Annotated in this window: 23 protein-coding genes; 21 read left to right on the forward strand and 2 right to left on the reverse strand. The window is 40.4% G+C overall.

The window, feature by feature from the left end:
* Positions 1 to 221: 221 nt before the first annotated feature.
* From FR7_RS04170 to FR7_RS23090, 4 genes are all read left to right on the forward strand, one after another.
* On the forward strand, positions 222 to 803 hold the full coding sequence (locus FR7_RS04170) for an RNA polymerase sigma factor (protein WP_007952209.1): 582 nt from the start codon (positions 222 to 224) through the stop codon (positions 801 to 803).
* A 5-nt stretch (positions 804 to 808) separates the two neighbouring features.
* A complete protein-coding gene (locus FR7_RS04175) occupies positions 809 to 1033 on the forward strand; it encodes a DUF1659 domain-containing protein (RefSeq protein ID WP_007952210.1) in 225 nt (74 codons plus the stop codon).
* Positions 1034 to 1071: 38 nt separating this feature from the next.
* Positions 1072 to 1284 carry a DUF2922 domain-containing protein gene (locus FR7_RS04180; protein ID WP_007930151.1) on the forward strand — a complete coding sequence of 71 codons (213 nt, stop codon included), beginning with the start codon at positions 1072 to 1074 and terminating at the stop codon, positions 1282 to 1284.
* A 204-nt stretch (positions 1285 to 1488) separates the two neighbouring features.
* Positions 1489 to 1632, forward strand: a complete 144-nt coding sequence (locus FR7_RS23090; RefSeq protein ID WP_007952211.1) for a YvrJ family protein — start codon at positions 1489 to 1491, stop codon at positions 1630 to 1632.
* 128 nt (positions 1633 to 1760) lie between these two features.
* Here FR7_RS23090 and FR7_RS04185 read toward each other — a convergent pair whose 3' ends face one another.
* The gene (locus FR7_RS04185; RefSeq protein WP_007952213.1) at positions 1761 to 2009 is read right to left on the reverse strand and encodes a TIGR03905 family TSCPD domain-containing protein; all 249 of its coding nucleotides are present in this window, start codon (positions 2007 to 2009) and stop codon (positions 1761 to 1763) included.
* Between the two features lie 176 nt (positions 2010 to 2185).
* Here FR7_RS04185 and recD2 point away from each other — a divergent pair, with 176 nt between their 5' ends.
* The 3 genes from recD2 to FR7_RS04200 all read left to right on the forward strand — a co-directional run bounded on the left by recD2 (position 2186) and on the right by FR7_RS04200 (position 5736).
* A complete protein-coding gene (gene recD2, locus FR7_RS04190) occupies positions 2186 to 4342 on the forward strand; it encodes an SF1B family DNA helicase RecD2 (protein ID WP_007952214.1) in 2157 nt (718 codons plus the stop codon).
* A gap of 224 nt (positions 4343 to 4566) precedes the next feature.
* A complete protein-coding gene (locus FR7_RS04195) occupies positions 4567 to 4974 on the forward strand; it encodes an endonuclease domain-containing protein (RefSeq protein ID WP_007952215.1) in 408 nt (135 codons plus the stop codon).
* A gap of 99 nt (positions 4975 to 5073) precedes the next feature.
* On the forward strand, positions 5074 to 5736 hold the full coding sequence (locus FR7_RS04200; protein ID WP_007952216.1) for a ComF family protein: 663 nt from the start codon (positions 5074 to 5076) through the stop codon (positions 5734 to 5736).
* A 148-nt stretch (positions 5737 to 5884) separates the two neighbouring features.
* Here the strand turns inward: FR7_RS04200 and FR7_RS04205 are convergent, their stop codons facing one another.
* Positions 5885 to 6478: an HD-GYP domain-containing protein gene (locus tag FR7_RS04205; RefSeq protein ID WP_237769497.1), complete on the reverse strand. Its 594-nt coding sequence runs from the start codon at positions 6476 to 6478 to the stop codon at positions 5885 to 5887.
* A gap of 203 nt (positions 6479 to 6681) precedes the next feature.
* Here FR7_RS04205 and FR7_RS04210 point away from each other — a divergent pair, with 203 nt between their 5' ends.
* From FR7_RS04210 to FR7_RS04275, 14 genes are all read left to right on the forward strand, one after another.
* Entirely contained in the window at positions 6682 to 7083 is a 402-nt protein-coding gene (locus FR7_RS04210; RefSeq protein WP_007952218.1) for a hypothetical protein, read from the forward strand.
* 106 nt (positions 7084 to 7189) lie between these two features.
* The gene (gene flgM / locus FR7_RS04215; protein WP_007930165.1) at positions 7190 to 7489 is read left to right on the forward strand and encodes a flagellar biosynthesis anti-sigma factor FlgM; all 300 of its coding nucleotides are present in this window, start codon (positions 7190 to 7192) and stop codon (positions 7487 to 7489) included.
* 11 nt (positions 7490 to 7500) lie between these two features.
* A complete protein-coding gene (locus FR7_RS04220) occupies positions 7501 to 7998 on the forward strand; it encodes a flagellar protein FlgN (protein ID WP_007952219.1) in 498 nt (165 codons plus the stop codon).
* Positions 7982 to 8515 (forward strand): flagellar export chaperone FlgN, encoded by a 534-nt coding sequence (gene flgN / locus FR7_RS04225; protein ID WP_237769498.1) that lies wholly within the window; start codon positions 7982 to 7984, stop codon positions 8513 to 8515. Before FR7_RS04220 ends, flgN begins: the two co-directional genes overlap by 17 nt.
* A 14-nt stretch (positions 8516 to 8529) precedes the next feature.
* Complete coding sequence (gene flgK / locus FR7_RS04230; RefSeq protein WP_007952229.1) at positions 8530 to 10005, forward strand: flagellar hook-associated protein FlgK; 1476 nt, start codon at positions 8530 to 8532, stop codon at positions 10003 to 10005.
* Positions 10006 to 10037: 32 nt separating this feature from the next.
* Positions 10038 to 11000 carry a flagellin N-terminal helical domain-containing protein gene (locus FR7_RS04235; RefSeq protein ID WP_007952230.1) on the forward strand — a complete coding sequence of 321 codons (963 nt, stop codon included), beginning with the start codon at positions 10038 to 10040 and terminating at the stop codon, positions 10998 to 11000.
* Between the two features lie 49 nt (positions 11001 to 11049).
* Positions 11050 to 11589: a DUF6470 family protein gene (locus FR7_RS04240; RefSeq protein ID WP_007952231.1), complete on the forward strand. Its 540-nt coding sequence runs from the start codon at positions 11050 to 11052 to the stop codon at positions 11587 to 11589.
* A 14-nt stretch (positions 11590 to 11603) separates the two neighbouring features.
* Positions 11604 to 11996, forward strand: a complete 393-nt coding sequence (fliW, locus tag FR7_RS04245; RefSeq protein WP_007952232.1) for a flagellar assembly protein FliW — start codon at positions 11604 to 11606, stop codon at positions 11994 to 11996.
* Between the two features lie 4 nt (positions 11997 to 12000).
* The gene (csrA, locus tag FR7_RS04250; RefSeq protein WP_007952233.1) at positions 12001 to 12246 is read left to right on the forward strand and encodes a carbon storage regulator CsrA; all 246 of its coding nucleotides are present in this window, start codon (positions 12001 to 12003) and stop codon (positions 12244 to 12246) included.
* A 216-nt stretch (positions 12247 to 12462) separates the two neighbouring features.
* A complete protein-coding gene (locus tag FR7_RS04255) occupies positions 12463 to 13317 on the forward strand; it encodes a flagellin N-terminal helical domain-containing protein (protein ID WP_007952234.1) in 855 nt (284 codons plus the stop codon).
* A gap of 81 nt (positions 13318 to 13398) precedes the next feature.
* Positions 13399 to 13719, forward strand: coding sequence for a flagellar protein FlaG (locus FR7_RS04260; RefSeq protein ID WP_007952242.1), 321 nt, complete (start codon positions 13399 to 13401; stop codon positions 13717 to 13719).
* Between the two features lie 15 nt (positions 13720 to 13734).
* Positions 13735 to 16176: a flagellar filament capping protein FliD gene (fliD, locus tag FR7_RS04265; protein ID WP_007952243.1), complete on the forward strand. Its 2442-nt coding sequence runs from the start codon at positions 13735 to 13737 to the stop codon at positions 16174 to 16176.
* Positions 16177 to 16267: 91 nt separating this feature from the next.
* Positions 16268 to 16480: an Rrf2 family transcriptional regulator gene (locus tag FR7_RS04270; RefSeq protein WP_007952245.1), complete on the forward strand. Its 213-nt coding sequence runs from the start codon at positions 16268 to 16270 to the stop codon at positions 16478 to 16480.
* A gap of 4 nt (positions 16481 to 16484) precedes the next feature.
* A complete protein-coding gene (locus FR7_RS04275) occupies positions 16485 to 16916 on the forward strand; it encodes a hypothetical protein (protein ID WP_007952247.1) in 432 nt (143 codons plus the stop codon).
* The last annotated feature ends 2 nt before the right edge of the window (positions 16917 to 16918 follow it).

Genomic DNA, 16918 nt, shown 5'->3' on the forward strand with positions numbered 1-16918 from the left:
GCGCTAGCGCGGACACGAAGAACACGAAGGGATATTATTAAACTTATCTTCGTGTTCTTTGCACGTCTTCGCGCCTTCGTGTTTCAAAATTTTTTGGTTTTAAGGCCGACTTGTGTGTCAAGTGACATGCAGGTCGGCTTTTGTTTATTTGTAATCAAAGTGATAGATTGAAGTCAGCGCTAATATAAGAGGAACCGGTTTCTCGCCATAAGGTGAGAAGAATGGAATTACATCACTTGGTTAGAAATGCACAAATGGGTGACAGAGAGGCCTTTCAGGAAATTTGCACTTGTTTTACCGGGCTGGTCAAGAAATATGCACATCAGGCCCATTTACGAACGATTACTGAAGAGGCAGAAGCCCAAGGCTGGTTAGCGGTGGTTCAAGCTGTGAAGTCCTACGATGAAACCTGCGGTGTGCATTTTGCTGGATATGTGAATAGTAAGGTCAAATTTGCGATTTGGAATTTGTTTAAAAAGGAACGTCGAATCTGGCAGGAGGAGCAGTTAGAAGGCGGTCAGGAAGGGGAAGAGGTCGATTCCTTTGCCTACCTGCCTGACAATACGGATGTAGCAGGAGAAGTGGAAGACAGGTGGTTGTCTCATGAACTTAGAAGTGCTATCGAAGCATTGCCCGATAAACAGCGGCAAGTTATTTTAAAAACGGTAATTGGGCAGGAAACATTGACAAATGTGGCAGCAGCCCTGGGAGTCACCACCCAAGCAGTATATAATCTGCGGCAGCGAGGATTTGCACGTTTAAAGATTCTATGTGCCGGAATGTATAGCAGTGAAAGGGGGTGAGAGAAATGGCAGTGAACAAAGTACCGCAAACCAGTAAAATGCTCATCACGATTGAAAACGGTGTGAATGCCAATGGTCAGCCAGTGCAGCGTCAAAGAAGCTATAAAAATGTGAAAGTAAGTGCTGCAGATGCAGATGTGTATGCAGTAGCCCAAGGAATTGCTGATTTGCAAACCCATGCAGTAATCGGCATTAGCAGACAAGACGAAGGCAATTTAGTGAATGCTTAAGTGATCTTAAGAATCAATTAGTAAGGAGGTGAGTGGCAATGGCAAAAACATTGGAAATGGTTTTTCGCAGTGAAGGCGGCAAAGAAGTCACGCTAAGCATTGCAGATCCGAAAGAAAACCTGACCCTGGCGGAAGTGACAACGGTAATGGAGGACATTATCGCTAAACAAGTCTTTGAAAGCAAAACCGGAGATTTATCCCAGATCGTAGAAGCACGCATCAACAGCAAGGATACCGCAGTATTGGTATAACCAGTGTTAAGTAAAAAAGCAATGAACCGCGAAGGTCACGAAGAGATGCAAAGAACACGAAGGGATATTATACTTATTTCTTCCTTACCCTTCGCTGCTTCGTATCTTCGCGGTTCAAATTTTCATCATTCCAATTCCCCTCTAGAGAGGGGTGCCCCAAGGGCGGGGTGTGTCGTTCTTCGTTATAGAGAAGGAGGTCTTTTCATGGATCAACTATTAACCTACACAGCCAATTTCGGATTTCCCATAGTGATCAGCCTTTACCTACTAGTGCGCATCGAAGGGAAACTGGAAGAATTGACTGCCAGTATCAATGAACTATCCAAGACCATAGCAACAAAATTATAAAGTGAAATGCCCTCCAGCACATCGATTCGATGCGCTGGAGGGCATTTTCGTGCAATATAACGAACCGCGTTTCATTTCCCTCCATTCCCCTCTGGAGAGGGGTGCCCAAAGGGCGGGGTGTGTCGTTCCTACTTATTTTTCATCTGTTCTAATATTGCATTTACCAATTGATCCGTACAGGAAGTCGACTTTTGTCCGCAGGTAATGCCTTTTAGTTTCTTGATAACCTCTTCAGCGGGCATGCCCTCCACTAATACACTTATAGCCTGCAGATTTCCAGGACATCCGCCATTAAATCGTACATTGGTTACAATTCCATCTTTCAATTCGAAATCTATCTCTTTGGCACATACGCCAGCTGTATTATAAGTAGTCATATTAAAAACCCCTTTATATTTTCTTTGCTGTACATTCCTCTAAGATACACTGAATTTCAATAGCTGTCTAGCCCTGCTATCGTACAATATCTGGTTATTTTCCTCCCTTGGCAGGATTTAGGCAAAAATCTGCGAATAAAAAAGTAATTGAGATTATTTTAAAGTGGAGTAATGCTGTGGAACATTTAGAAGGTACCGTAGAAAATATAATATTTCATAATACTGATAATGGTTTTGTTGTGTTTAAGCTAAAACCAGCCAATGAGAATGGCACTGTCGCTGTAGTCGGCAACATGCTGGTGCCTTTAGTGGGTGAACAGCTGGAGCTGACAGGAGAGTGGGCGGAGCATGCCCGTTTTGGTCGTCAATTTAAAGCAGCGAGCTTTAAAAAAGTCGCACCTGCCAGTGTGAAAGGCATCGAACGTTTTTTGGCCTCAGGTGCTATTAAAGGGATCGGTCCAGCCATGGCGGCACGTTTAGTAAAGCAATTCGGCTTAGATACGTTGAAAATCATCGAAGAAAAGCCCAAGCGCCTGCAAGAAATAGAAGGAATCGGCAAAAAGAAAGCTGAGGCGATTCATGATGCCTACTCCCAGCAATCGGAAATGCATGAAGTCATGTTATTCTTAGAAATGAATGGAGTAACAGGCGCCTATGCAGGCAAGATTTTTACTCAGTACGGATTTTTGGCAATTAGTGTATTACAAGAAAACCCCTATCGATTAGCGCAAGAAGTGCAAGGCATAGGTTTTCGTACGGCAGATCAAATTGCCATGTCTTTGGGCTTAGAACGCAATCATGAGGAACGGATTACTGCAGGGATTGATTTTGCCTTGCTGCAGATTTCCCAAGCTGGTCATTGCTGTGTACCAGAAGAAACTCTGGTACAGGAAGCTGCCAAGTTACTGCTGGTTGATCCCGTAGATGTAGCCAGGCATGTATCCTTATTAATTCAAGAGAGCCGATTATGTGTAGAAGATTTTCATGGGATGACTCTAATCTATCCCCGCCATTTATACTATGCGGAAAAAAGGGTAGCGGAGCGATTATTGCGTTTAAAAGATCGAGCCAAACAAGCCCCTGATGAAGATTTACCGGCTATTGTTGACAGCTGGGAGAAGCAATCAGGAATCACCTTGGCAGATGCCCAGCGTGAAGCAGTATTATCATCGTTGCTGCATGGTGTTTTAGTCTTAACGGGTGGACCTGGTACAGGTAAAACTACCGTTGTACGGGGTATGCTGGATGTTTTAGAAAATCAGGGTTTTAAGCTGCTCTTGGGGGCACCTACCGGTCGGGCTGCAAAACGCTTAAGTGAGGCTACGGACCGGGAAGCAATGACCGTTCACCGGCTGTTGGAATCCACGGGGGGAGTTGAGGGAGCACCTTTATTCATGCGCAATGAGAATGAACCATTAGATGCAGAAGTAGTCATCATTGATGAAGTTTCCATGATGGATATTTCACTGATGAATTCGTTTCTTCAAGCGATACCAGATGGCTGCCGTGTCATCTTGGTAGGTGACGTAGACCAGCTGCCCGCAGTTGGTCCCGGATCGGTGCTGAAAGACATTATCCGCTCAACAACTGTGCCTGTGGTACGTTTGACAGAGGTCTTCCGCCAGGCTGGTGAAAGTATGATCGTTATGAATGCCCATCAGATTAACCGAGGGATGCTGCCTGACTTTAAAAGCAGCAAGGACTTTCAATTTCTTGAGATCAATGATAGCGATGCTGTTGCCGATGCTATTGTAGACTTGTGTCATGAGCAGCTTCCAAAAGAAGGTTTTAATGTTTCCTATGATGTACAAGTATTGGCGCCCATGCATCGATTGGTGTGCGGTGTGGAGAATTTAAATAAGCTGCTCCAGCAAGCACTAAACCCAGAGAGAGAAGGAAAAGCATCGATCTCTGGTGCCAATCAGGTATTGCGGGAAGGCGATAAAATTATGCAGATGAAAAATAATTATACCAAAGGGGTATATAACGGGGATATTGGTTTCATTACAGGTATTCAAAACGGCAGAGTAGCCGTTCGTTATCCAGAGCAGAATGTGATCTATGAACGGGGAGAGATTGATGAACTGCATCTTGCCTATGCCATGAGTGTACACAAAAGCCAGGGCAGCGAATATCCTGTAGTCATTATGCCCCTGATTTCAGGACATCATATTATGCTGCAGCGCAATTTGCTGTATACTGCTGTAACAAGAGCAAAAGAAAGAGTGGTCCTCCTAGGCAGCAAAGCTGCCCTCAACACTGCCCTATCCAACGATCGGACCAAAAAGCGCTATTCCCTCCTGGCAGAACGCCTGCGGGGAGAAGAATTGTAATGTTGCCTGCGAGAGAGTGACGACACACCCCGCCTGCGGGCACCCCTCTCTAGAGGGGAATAGTTTTTAATCACCTTCTTAAAGAATGGATCAGTGAAACACTAAATGCACACAATCCATCAGAAATGGGCTTTTTAAAATCCCCTCTAGAGAGGGGTGGCGCGCAAGCGACGGGGTGTGTTCGTCGTTTCTTGCAAGTAAAAAGTATAAGGGGATGAAATGTTTTGTCTAAAGAAAAGATCATTTCATACAATCCTAAACTAAAGGAGCTAGCAAAACAGCTTCGTCAAAATAGTACTTTATCCGAGATATTACTTTGGCAGCAACTGAAAGGCAAACAAATAATGAATTATAGCTTTCACCGCCAAAAACCAATTCAAAATTATATTGTTGACCTCTTTTGCCATGAATTAATGCTAGCAATTGAGATAGATGGAGTTACCCATAATGAGAAGATTGCCTATGATATACAACGACAAGAAAGGCTGGAGTCATTAGGAATTCATTTCTTAAGGTTTCATGATAGTGATGTAAAGAAAAATTTAGCAGGTGTAGTAGAAGCTATTAAAATGTGGATTTGTATGCATGAGGGAGATAACGGACACACCCCGCCTGCGGGCACCCCTCTCTAAGAGGGGAATAGTTTTTAAAAATCCCCTCTAGAGAGGGGTGGCGCGCAGCGACGGGGTGTGTTCGTCGTACCCATGATTGCATAAGGAGGTTGCATTGGTGTGATTAGCAGCTATTGGAAGACCTTTTTGAATATCCTCTATCCTCCAAAGTGTCCTTATTGCAAAACCTTAGTGCAGGAACATGGAGCATGGTGCCAGGTCTGCTTATCCGCTATTTTGGCGGTTCGAGAAATTAATGTTCTGGAGCATCGGCTAAAATCCTTAGACTCCTGTCGCGTGGTATGCGAATATACAGGAGGCCTAAAGCGGATTATTCACGATATGAAATTTCGTCAACAAAAGAAATATGGGGTTCATCTCAATTGGCTAGTAACCAACAGTAAACTGGCACATACATTTTCAATGATTGAGTATGTAATCCCTGTACCATTACATGCCGACCGTCTGCGGGAGAGGAGCTACAATCAGACAGAGGTTATCTTTAAGGAATGGTCAAAAAAAGAAAAATTACAGTGGATGCCAGAACTGTTAGTACGTAACAGGCATACCATTCCTCAATGGGAGCTGACTCTAGCAAAGCGAAAGGAAAATATAAAGGGCGCGTTTATCGTTACGCGCCCTGAATTAGTGAAGGATAAACATATATTGTTGGTAGATGACATCATAACCACCGGCATTACTCTGGATGAATGTGCCAAGGTCTTAAAAAAATCCAAAGCAGCATCTGTCCATGGGCTTGCCATAGCCAGTGGAGCAAGATAGAAGGAACGAACACACCCCGCCCGCGGGCACCCCTCTTTAGAGGGGAATTAAGAGATCGCCTTCTTTCTTGCTTCTGCGGGCACTTCTCTTTAAAAGGGAAACCAAAAATCCCCTCTAGAGAGGGGTGGCGCGAAGCGACGGGGTGTGTTCATCCCAATGATTCAATAAACGCCTTCACAATGTCAGGATCAAAAGCCGTACCTGACATATTCTGCAGTTCACGGACGGCTTCTTCTTTGGTTTTCTTCCAATGCTCTGTGCAGGGGTTGATAAAGCGATCGTAGTAATTGACTACGGAAATGATGCGGGCTCCCAGAGGAATATTGACTCCCTTTAACCGTTTTGGGTAGCCTTTTCCATCCCAACGTTCATGATGATAACGAATGTAGGGAATGTGCTCCTGACATTGGGAAATATTCTCCAGCATAGCGCTGCCCGCATTACAATGGTTCTTAAATACCGTCATCTCACGGGTAGAGAGATAGGGAACCTTTGCTAAGACTGCATTAGGAACGGTAAGATGACCAATATCGTACAGCAAAGCAGCCAGGCGTATGCGTTCAATTTCCTCTCGGGGAAGACGCATCTTGGCAGCAACGCTGACGGCGTAATTTGCTACCTGCTGGCTGTGTAAATATAAATTTGCATTTTTGAGTTGAATAAGCTGCATTAGACTGGCGATGACGCTATCGAAGGTGTCATCGCCAGAATAAAATTCAGGACCTTGCATAAGCGTTAACATAACCACGGCAAACTGCCTTTCATTTTTAAAAGTATACAAATTATATTCTATGTTTGACTAAAAAACAACAAAATCCTGCTGATAAATTTAAAAAATATAAAATAAAACAAAGAAATTAAGATTTGATAGAATTCGTTCGAAATTATTGTTATAATGGAATCATAATTTTCTGATTAAATCGCTTTTTTAATAGGAGGCCTATAATGGGTATTAAGAATTGTCCAGAATGTGGTAAATTGTATATGGAAAATCCCAGTGGTCTATGTCCGGAATGTTATGCTCATGAAGAAGTATATGAGCATCAGATTGGTGAATATTTGCGTGAACATGGCAAAGCATCTGTTGAAAAAATTCATGAGGAGACAGGCGTTAAGGAAAAAATCATATTGCGTATGATAAAAAGTGGTCGATTATTGGTGGATGGCGTCAGCCTGATCAGCTATCCGTGTGATATGTGCGGAGTGCCTATTTATGAAGGCCGCATCTGTGCAAAATGCGGCAGCAGCTTTTCAAAACAAGTCAAAGAAGTCTGGCGGGATAAGGAAAACTATGGCAGCCAGCGTGAGGGACTTCGGATGTACAGTAAGGATGATTTTAAGAAATAATAACAAAAATATAAAAAAACTTTATGGCAGGGATTAATGTCCCGGCCATTTTTGTCGATACTATTAGTGAAGGATTTTTTTGTGTAGATTGTGAGGTGGAAATAAGATGATTATTTCAAACAAACAAATTCAAAGTGTGATGAAGGTATATAGTGAACAAAATAATGCGGGGAAAAATACAAAGACCGAGAAAACACAGCCTGCTAAAGGAAAAGATCAAGTGATATTATCATCAGGAGTACAGGAATTTGGTCAGGTGCTGCAGCGTGCGATTACTCTATCTGATGTAAGGCCAGAGAGGGTACAAGAGTTGTCAAAAAAAATTCAAGATGGTACGTATCAGGTGGACGCAAAGGACATTGCGGATAAAATGATTGGACGCATACTTGTAGATGATCTGCTGTAAAGGAGAATATAGTGAAGGATAAATGGGGAAGACTTACTGCTGTTCTTGAGAAAATGCTTATAGTGTACCAGGCGATATTCGAATTAAGCCTTCAAAAACGCGAAGTGCTGGTGCAAAGTAATGTACCTGGTTTAGAAACGATTATGATACAGGAAGAAAATGTATGCTTTGAAGTAACGAGGCTTGACAAAATACGTAAAAGTATTATTAAAGAGCTTGCAGCTATATATGGTATTACAGATCCGAAGATCACGTTGTCACAACTTGTTCAAGTGGCTGATCAAGAGGATATAGGGAATGTTAAAAATGTTGAACAAGAGCTTACCACTATTATTTTAAAAATCTCTGAAGTGAATAACGTAAATAAACAACTTGTTGAACAAGGGTTGTTGATTGTAAATTATAGCCTCAATTTGTTGGCTCAAAGTACTGTTGGTCCTACCTATCATCCCAATGAAAAGGCTTCCTTTGCTCCCCCGAATAAGTCTTTATTTGACAGTAAAGCATAGCAAGCATAATGAAAAAGAAAGGCTGACGGTTATGATATTGCAAGAAAAATATGAATTGGTTGATGAGTTATTCGAGATAGTAGAACAACTAGTTGTGATTTATACTAGTTTGAAGGTTTCAAATGGTGATAAACAGCGTGTACTAGCAGCAGGGAATCTTGCTGATTTACAGATGATTGCTCAACAGGAAGAGAAAATAGCATCTATCATTGCAGCTTTAGAAGAACGCAGGATCACATTGCAAGGTATGATTGATCATTCTCATACTTCTTTCAATCAGCTAATTGCCTTGCTGGAAGAACCAAGAAGGAGTCGCGGGATTGCTGTATCTCAAGAATTGCGACAGCTAGTAAAAGAAATGAACATAATGCAAGAGGCGAATTCCATCGTATTGCACAACTTTTTAAAATTAGAAAACCATAAGCGAAATGTTCTTTTCAAAGTGAGTACAGTACCGGAATATGGCGGTAACAATAGCTTTGGAAGTAATCATAGCATTTTTAATAAAATTGTTTAGATAGGAGAATGAGGATGGCATCTACTTTTGGCGGTTTAAATATAATGACGCTGGGAATGTCAGCACAGCAGCTTTCCCAAAATACCACAGGGCATAATGTAGCGAATGCTAGTACTGCAGGGTACTCACGGCAAACGGTGAATCTGGTTACCACTACCCCGCAGCAAATTTATACAGCAAATGGAATGTCCATGGCTGGTACTGGAGTCACTACAGCATCCATTACCAGAGCGCGGGATTTTCTGGTGGATACGCAATACTGGCAGAAGAATTCCACGAAAAACTATTGGTCAACACAAAGCGATGTTCTGGCTAAAGTTGAAAATGTCTTTAATGATACGAAAAATACAGGCATTCAAAATGCAATTGAACTGTTTCACACAGCTTTAGGTACACTGGCTAGCAATGGTAGCGAGGACAGTGCCCGTACCGCTGCTCGTGAGGCGGCTAATGCATTGGTGGAAACCTTACAGACAAGTGGCAGTAATCTTGTATCACAGGCAAACGACGCATCAAGCCGTATTGATACGCAGGTTTCTCAAGTGAATAGTTTATCTAAGCAGATTGCTGCTTTGAATAAGCAGATTGTTAGCCAAGAGGCTACTGGTGCTACGGCAAATGATTTGCGTGACCAAAGGGATAAATTGGTTGATGAATTATCCTCCTTCACAGAGGTAAATGTATCGGAAGAAAAAAACGGCTCTTATACGGTAATTATTTCTGGAGGAGTTTCCTTGGTGCAGGGAGAACATGCTACCGATTTAACGGTTGAGCATGGAAAAAATAATCCTTATGGTTACGATACAACCAAAGTCACAACTCTCAATGGTACTGTAAATGTCAATTTTAAAAATGGATCGATAGCTAGCTTAATGGATCTTCGGGATACGACAATTAATGGCTATTTAGCAGATTTGGACAGCTTGGCCCAATCGCTCTTGCAAGATTTTAATACCCAGCATAAACAAGGTCAAACGAAAGATTTGACAGCAGCAGATAATTTTTTTGGCGTGACAGGCGTTGATTATACCGATGCAGCTGAGGACCCCACTAAAATGGCATCTCCAGCTAGCTGGCTTAGTATTCTTAAGGTCAATGAAAAATTTTATGAAATCAATGGTGTTAACCTTATTGCTGCTGCTGGTGCAGATGCTGCAGGAAGTGCCGATGGCACTAACGCGACAGCACTAAAAAATTGGCTAGTTGATGATCCATCTACAGCGTCAGCTGCTTTAGGAGTAAATAGTCTTTCTAGTTTTTATGCTTCTATGGTTAGTGGCGTGGGGGTCCAGACGCAGCAAGCTAAAAATATGACAACCAATCAAACGGTTATTTTTGATTCAGTGGCAACAACTCGTGAATCGATATCAGGAGTCAGCATGGATGAAGAATTGTCAAATATGATTAAATTTCAGCAAGCCTATGGAGCGTGTGCCAAAATGCTGGCAACCATGGATTCCATGCTAGATTCTCTCATTAATATCAGATAAAGGATTACAATCAATAAAGGAGTGAAATATGAATGCGCGTTACCAATAATATGATGAGTACTCAATTCCTGTCAGGTTATCAAACAAGCTTATCACGCATGAGTGATATACAAGAAAAAATTATTGCATCCAAAAATATTAATCGACCTTCAGATAATCCGGTAGGGGCGGCACGCAATCTTCAATTTACGGCTGCTACCAGTGCAAATGAACTATTTACTCAAAATGCAAACGATGCAATATCCTGGATGCAGACCAGCGATACCAATTTGTCAGGGATCGTAACGACTATGACCAATATAAAGACGGCAGTTTCTAGTGCTATTTCGGCAAATCCCACCAGTTCTTATGATGCCATTGCAAAGCAAATTGATCAGATGATAAATGAACTGGTGCTAGCTGGAAACGCTCAGATTGGAGGTCGTTATGTTTTTAGTGGACAAAGCGATAGTGTTGAACCTTTTACGAGGAATGAGACTACTGGAGTTGTGACGTATAATGGAACGTATAATGGACAAAGTGGCGCAGCTGATACGAAGGGAACGATAACGATGCAAATTGTTCCAGGAGACATTAATACATCTCGTGATAAAATTAATTTGGATGGATCAGAAGTATTTGGTGCGATAGATGCAACGGGAACTCCAAAAATATTTCAAGACTTATTAACGATTAAGCAGCATTTAGAAGATATTCAAACGGGTGCAAATGGAGTTACACCAGATACGTTATCAAACGATTTAGGAACGATTGATGCAGATATGGACTATATTATATCTGCCCAGACGACAATTGGCGCAAGACAAAAATCGTATCAGACGATATCGGAACGTTTGATAGTAGATGCTACGATCATTGCCACGGATGCTACTAATAATGACGGATATAATGTTGCCAAAGCAAGTATTGAATCCCAATTGGCTCAGAATGCTTATAATTCACTGCTGTCAGTTGGAGCTAATGTATTGCCAAAGTCCTTGGTTGATTACTTATAATTGAGAATATACCTGAAGTAAGAATAAGATGAAGGAGGGTAATATAACCTTGAGACCAATCGAAATTCAAATTCATCAGGTATCGGGACAACTAGGGCTCAATATTACCCAACCGAATATCAATTTGAAAATCACCGCACCGGATATTGAAATGAAGACAACACCTGTTAATCTTGATTTAACAATTGAACCTCCTGAAATTTTCATTGATTCTCGGGCCTCTTTTGATAGCATGGGATTACAAGGGACATATTCCTTTGCGAATTCTCTGGCAGAAGAGGCAAAACAAGCTTGCATCCAGGGAATTGAAAAGCGGGTTTCTGTAATGCACCAAATGGAAGATCCTCATAGTGGTTCCGTTGGACAAATCATTGCGGCAGCCAGTAAACCTCGTGAAAAGCAGGTGGTAATAGGTCTTTCCCCTTCAGTAGGACCTGATATTTCGGCCAAACTAGGAACCATCAAGGGAACCTACACTCCTGCCCGCATTGATGCTACTGTAAAGGAAGGGACGGTCACCAATAACTTTACCTGGGGCAAGGTGGATATTTACATGGAACGTGAACCATCAATTGACATTAAAACATAACCGGAGGGTAAATTATGGATAAAAAGATACACTTTCCCAAAGGATTAATCGGCTTGGAAAATTATCATGATTTTACATTTGCAACATTGCCTGAGCAAACCCAATTCTGGTTATTGCAAAGTATAGAAGATAAACATTTTGGATTGGTGGTTACCAATCCATTTTGGTTTATGCCGGACTATGACTTTGAACTGACTGAGTCAGAAACTAAGCAAATAGGAGCAAAAGAAAGTTTAGACGTTTTTGTAACGATAAACGTAGCCTCGACTCCTGAAAATATTACAGCCAATCTAATGGGACCCATTATTATGAATCAAAATACTGGCATTGGGCTTCAAACACTACTTGCAGATAAAAAATATACGACACAATATAAGATTCTGTCTGCAAAATTGGCAGGGGGTTAATAATATGCTGATATTGACCCGCAAAAAAAATGAAACGCTGCGTATTGGTGACGATATATTAATAACGATTGTCGACATACAGGGTGATCAAATCCGTTTAGGAATTACAGCACCTCGTGAAGTGTCCATATTACGACAAGAATTATATGAGGCTGTTAAAAATTCCAATACTCAGGCTGCTCTGACGCTGCAGAATATGGATATGCTGTCCTTATTAAAAAAAATACCGAAAAAAGATGAAAAAGAGTGAAATAGGAAGATATAAGCTAATAAATTAAGTAATAACAAGAAAAAATGCTATAAATGATGAAAAAATATTGAATTTAGACAAAAATTATCCTTAATATAGTAGGACAAGGTTACGATATATATAATAACAGTACAAAATACTGAATGACTTAGCTGGCCAGCGGTCATATTATTGTAGGCAAGGATGCCACAATTTAAATTCAAGGAGGAAATTATAATGAGTGTAGTTAATACTAATATCGCTTCTTTAAATTCTTGGAGGAATCTTCAAGCTAGCCAAGCAAGCATGAACAGTTCTTTGGAAAAATTATCTTCAGGTAAAAAGATTAATAGAGCTGCTGATGATGCATCAGGACTAGCAATTAGTGAAAAAATGACTGGTCAAATTAACGGTTTGGATCAAGCTACTCAAAATGCGCAAAACGGCATTTCCTTGATTCAGACTGCTGAAGGTGCATTGAATGAAACGACTGCTATTATTCAACGTCTTCGTACATTAGCTGTACAGTCTCGAAATGATACCAATACTGACGATGATCGTACACAAACTAACAAAGAAGTAAAACAATTGATTGCAGAAATTTCACGTATTGCTTCCACTACACAGTTCAATACTAAGAATCTGTTAAATGGAGATGCTACAACAGCTGTGACTGGTACCGACAAAGGTGCTCTTACTTTCCAAATCGGTGCTAACATGGGGCAAACTATTACTGTATCTATTGCTAATATGTCGGCTGCTGCTGGTGGTTTGAATATTTCAACAACGGTTATTGATCTTTCTACTACAAAAGGTGCGTCTTCAGCAATCGCTGCTCTTGATACAGCTCTAGCTACTGTTTCTTCTACCCGTGCTGAATTGGGTGCTGTTCAGAATCGTTTAACACATACTATCAATAACTTGGAAGTTGCATCTGAAAATCTTAGCTCTGCACGTTCTAACCTTCAAGATACTGATATGGCAAAAGAAATGGCTAACTACAGCAAACAACAAGTACTGATTCAATCAGGTACTGCAATGCTTGCACAAGCAAACCAATCTTCGCAATCAGTTCTTAAATTATTACAGTAATAACAGTTACATAAATATTAAGAATAAAAACCGGCCGGCGATATGCCGGTCGGTTTTTAACAATAAAGGAAGGGTTGCCTCATGAATATTGACAGGGTTAACTCGCTTGGAACAGTGCAGGCTTTGGAGAATCGAGAAAATAAGATTGAAGAAAATAAAGCAAAAAATGTAGAATCAATAGATTTTTCTCAATTGGGAAAAGCAATAGATAAGTTGAATGATAAGGCGAAAGAAGAGAATTATGCTGTACAATTTGCTGTTTATAAAGATACAAATCGCATCATTGTTCAAGTAGTAGATAAAACTAATAATCAAGTGATTTCTACTTATCCCCCTAAACAGATTCTCGAAATGGCACGAATGGTCGATGCAGAATTTAAAGTGCTGGATAAAAAAATTTAACAAGAAGGTGAAAATATGGCTTCTGTTTCTTCTACTTCATCAACAACTCTTTCTCTATCAACAACTACCTCTTCTTCCCTTGGTTCAACCCATTTGAACTCTACTGTTGGTGGACTGGATATCGATGCCTTGATTAGTGCCACAATTGCAGCGAAAAGTTTGCCCATTACCTTACTACAAAATAAGAATGCAGTTTTGCAGGCTAAGGTGAATGATTATACAGCGATAAAAACTGCTTTGAAAACTTTGCAATATGCTGCAAAAGATTTGACATATGCGAGTAGTTTTACGGGCCGAAAAGCTACATCATCAGATACGGATGTGGTGACAGCGAGTGCGACCAATGGTGGTACAAATGGTAGTTATACAATTAAAGTTACATCCATGGCTTCGATTACAAGCAACTCTAGTAGTGCAGTTGGAAATGGTGGACGTAAAGCCACTGTAACGAGTACAGCAGCAGGCATTGTGGGCACTGACACTATAAACGAAGTAGGCGAATTTACTATTAATGGTAAAAGGATTACTGTGGCTGCGAGTGATACTTTTGATAACATAATTAGTCAAATTAACGCTGCATCAGCAGGTGTGACAGCTTCGTTATCTGATGGCAAAGTTACTATTACACAAAATAAAGCAGCGGCAGCGTCGACTATTGAACTAATCGATACTAACGGATTATTAGACAGTAAGCTGCATATAAAGCAAGCTGATGTAATAACTGGAATTGATGACACCAGCGGAGGTACGTATACGACTGTTACAGGAAATAATGCTTTCACTCCTGCTAAGCTCAATGATACAATAACAGATTATGCTGCTAGTGGTATTACAGTTGGTAGCTTTGTCATCAATAATAAAAGTATCTCTGTAACTTCAACTGATACGATTAATACCATCGCAAATAAAATTACGGCTTCTGGTGCTAATGTAAAAGCTACTGTAGACACGGATGGTAAGATTACTCTTACCCAGAAGACGGCAGGGAAGGATGCAGCCATTACATTAGGGACTGATACCACCGGCTTTTTCGATGCTGCTGGAATAACTCAACAAGCAGCAACTGATGGGCTTGGAAAAGATTCTGACACAACGAGCCTATTAAAGGATGTTACTGGTCTTGATGGTGTAACAAAAGGATACTTTTCGATTAATGGGACTTTTTTTAGTGTTGATCCAGAAAAAGATACAGTTGAGTCTATTATCAAAAAAATTAATGCTTCCACAACGGCTGGTGTTTCAGCCTTCTATGATTCTACCACACATAAAATATCTTTGACTTCTCAAACAGCTGGAAATACAGACATTAAATTGGGAACCAGCTCTACAGATAGTTCAAATTTCTTATCTCAAGTTGGATTGGTACAAACAAATCAACAAACTGGTGCTGATGCGGTAGTTACTGTAAATGGAATATCGGCAACTGCAACAAATAACAAAATAACATACCAAGGGAATACATTTACCCTTGTGGGTGAAGGCACTTCTACCGTTACAGTAAATGACGATATTGATGCAATGGTAACAAAGGTACAAAACTTTATTACTGCATACAATGCGGCTATGGATTCCATTGTTACTAAAATCACAGAAAAAGCAGATTCTTCGTCAACAGATGCTTCTGTTGGTGATTTATTTGGAGATTCAACATTAAGAGGTCTTGAACAATCGTTAAGAAATTTTAGCTCAACCATTTTATCATCCCAAGCAAGTACAATGCAGCAACTTTCACAGGTTGGTATTACCACTGGTACAGCGGGGACATATGACATAGCTAAAGTTCAAAGTGGACATTTGGAATTGGATGAAACTAAGCTCCGTGCAGCCTTAACAGCTGATCCTAAGGCTGTGGAAACACTTTTTGGTAATACAACGGTTAGCATAGATGAGGAGAAGCTTGGAACAAATGGTAAGGGCGATGGAAGTACAAAGACTTTTACTCTAAAACATGGTATTGATATCATCGGTGATCCTACAATTAAGGTTGGTACTAAAACATACACCTTAGTTGCTGCGGCTGATCTAAAGACACATGTTGATACGACTCCTCCTGGTGCTACTGAGACGAATGAATATCAATTTTCTTTTGACAGTTCAACCGGGAAAGTTACACTTAATTATGCACCAAATAGTAGTGATGGTGACATTACGGTTTCGTATGACTATGATGTAGAGTCAGGAAGTAATGCGGGGATTTTTGTACAAATGAACGCGCAACTGACCAATTATACTCAATATGGTGGAACGTTGGATATGCAAGCAGGGTCAAATGGATATCTTGCAAAGAACATAGAATATAACAACGATCGTATAACGGATTTGAAGTATCGATTGTCTCAGGAACAGGCAACTTTGTATACAAAATATCAAAACATGCAGACAACATTACAAGGTCTTCAATCCCAAGGAAGTTATATTACAGCACTACTTGCCAGCTTGACAAAAAGTAGTAGCTAGTTAAGAATTTTAAATGGTCAACAACATGAGTTGACCATTTAAAACGATGATAATGTTCACTATTGTCTACTACTGATACTTGGAGGAAAGCATGTGTAATTATTTGCATGAAGAAGTGCTCAAGTTACTGGAGCAACATGAAACATCATATGCCAAGCCGATGAACTCTCAAGAAATCGGTAAGGTATTAAAAGTAACACCATCATATATTCGCAGTCAATTGTCTCAATTGGCAAAATCGAAAAGGGTAGGAGTACGCAAGGGAAATGGTGGTGGGTATTATATGAGGAAAGAGGAGATATAACAACATGCAAGTAGTGAATGAAAAGGAAAGCCACTTAGACGGATTAGGTGTTTTACTTGAGGATATGAGAAAGTATCTGCATATTGTTGAACAAGGTTGCCGAGATTTTTCGACTCAGTTTCAACAAGCTGATAATTCTTTACCATTAATATCTTTGACACAGATGATTGAAGGTTTGGGTTATTATCAGAAATTACTTAAATCTTCCGCGGTTTTATTGAATATTAACTTAGCTGAATTTTTATATGAGAATAGTTCGATATCTTCACTAATTGACCAGCTATCTAAAATTTTTACTGAGATATTAGAAGCAGTAGAAAATAAAGATTATACATTAGTGACAGATCTTATAGAATATGATTTGCTTTCTGCCATCTCCATTTCGCAAGAATTTTTAGTGATTGTGCAGAAACGATGTGAAGAAAGGGTTATATAGGC

Origin of the sequence: Pelosinus fermentans DSM 17108 (genome assembly GCF_000271485.2) — a bacterium.
In the GTDB taxonomy this organism is placed as follows: domain Bacteria; phylum Bacillota; class Negativicutes; order DSM-13327; family DSM-13327; genus Pelosinus; species Pelosinus fermentans.

Coding starts and splice junctions, on each gene's coding strand:
- FR7_RS04170 (WP_007952209.1), top strand. CDS start 222: ATGGAATTACATCACTTGGTTAGAAATGCACAAATGGGTGACAGAGAG.
- FR7_RS04175 (WP_007952210.1), top strand. CDS start 809: ATGGCAGTGAACAAAGTACCGCAAACCAGTAAAATGCTCATCACGATT.
- FR7_RS04180 (WP_007930151.1), top strand. CDS start 1,072: ATGGCAAAAACATTGGAAATGGTTTTTCGCAGTGAAGGCGGCAAAGAA.
- FR7_RS23090 (WP_007952211.1), top strand. CDS start 1,489: ATGGATCAACTATTAACCTACACAGCCAATTTCGGATTTCCCATAGTG.
- FR7_RS04185 (WP_007952213.1), bottom strand. CDS start 2,009: ATGACTACTTATAATACAGCTGGCGTATGTGCCAAAGAGATAGATTTC.
- FR7_RS04205 (WP_237769497.1), bottom strand. CDS start 6,478: ATGTTAACGCTTATGCAAGGTCCTGAATTTTATTCTGGCGATGACACC.
- FR7_RS04210 (WP_007952218.1), top strand. CDS start 6,682: ATGGGTATTAAGAATTGTCCAGAATGTGGTAAATTGTATATGGAAAAT.
- flgM (WP_007930165.1), top strand. CDS start 7,190: ATGATTATTTCAAACAAACAAATTCAAAGTGTGATGAAGGTATATAGT.
- flgK (WP_007952229.1), top strand. CDS start 8,530: ATGGCATCTACTTTTGGCGGTTTAAATATAATGACGCTGGGAATGTCA.
- FR7_RS04235 (WP_007952230.1), top strand. CDS start 10,038: ATGCGCGTTACCAATAATATGATGAGTACTCAATTCCTGTCAGGTTAT.
- fliW (WP_007952232.1), top strand. CDS start 11,604: ATGGATAAAAAGATACACTTTCCCAAAGGATTAATCGGCTTGGAAAAT.
- csrA (WP_007952233.1), top strand. CDS start 12,001: ATGCTGATATTGACCCGCAAAAAAAATGAAACGCTGCGTATTGGTGAC.
- FR7_RS04255 (WP_007952234.1), top strand. CDS start 12,463: ATGAGTGTAGTTAATACTAATATCGCTTCTTTAAATTCTTGGAGGAAT.
- FR7_RS04260 (WP_007952242.1), top strand. CDS start 13,399: ATGAATATTGACAGGGTTAACTCGCTTGGAACAGTGCAGGCTTTGGAG.
- fliD (WP_007952243.1), top strand. CDS start 13,735: ATGGCTTCTGTTTCTTCTACTTCATCAACAACTCTTTCTCTATCAACA.
- FR7_RS04270 (WP_007952245.1), top strand. CDS start 16,268: ATGTGTAATTATTTGCATGAAGAAGTGCTCAAGTTACTGGAGCAACAT.
- FR7_RS04275 (WP_007952247.1), top strand. CDS start 16,485: ATGCAAGTAGTGAATGAAAAGGAAAGCCACTTAGACGGATTAGGTGTT.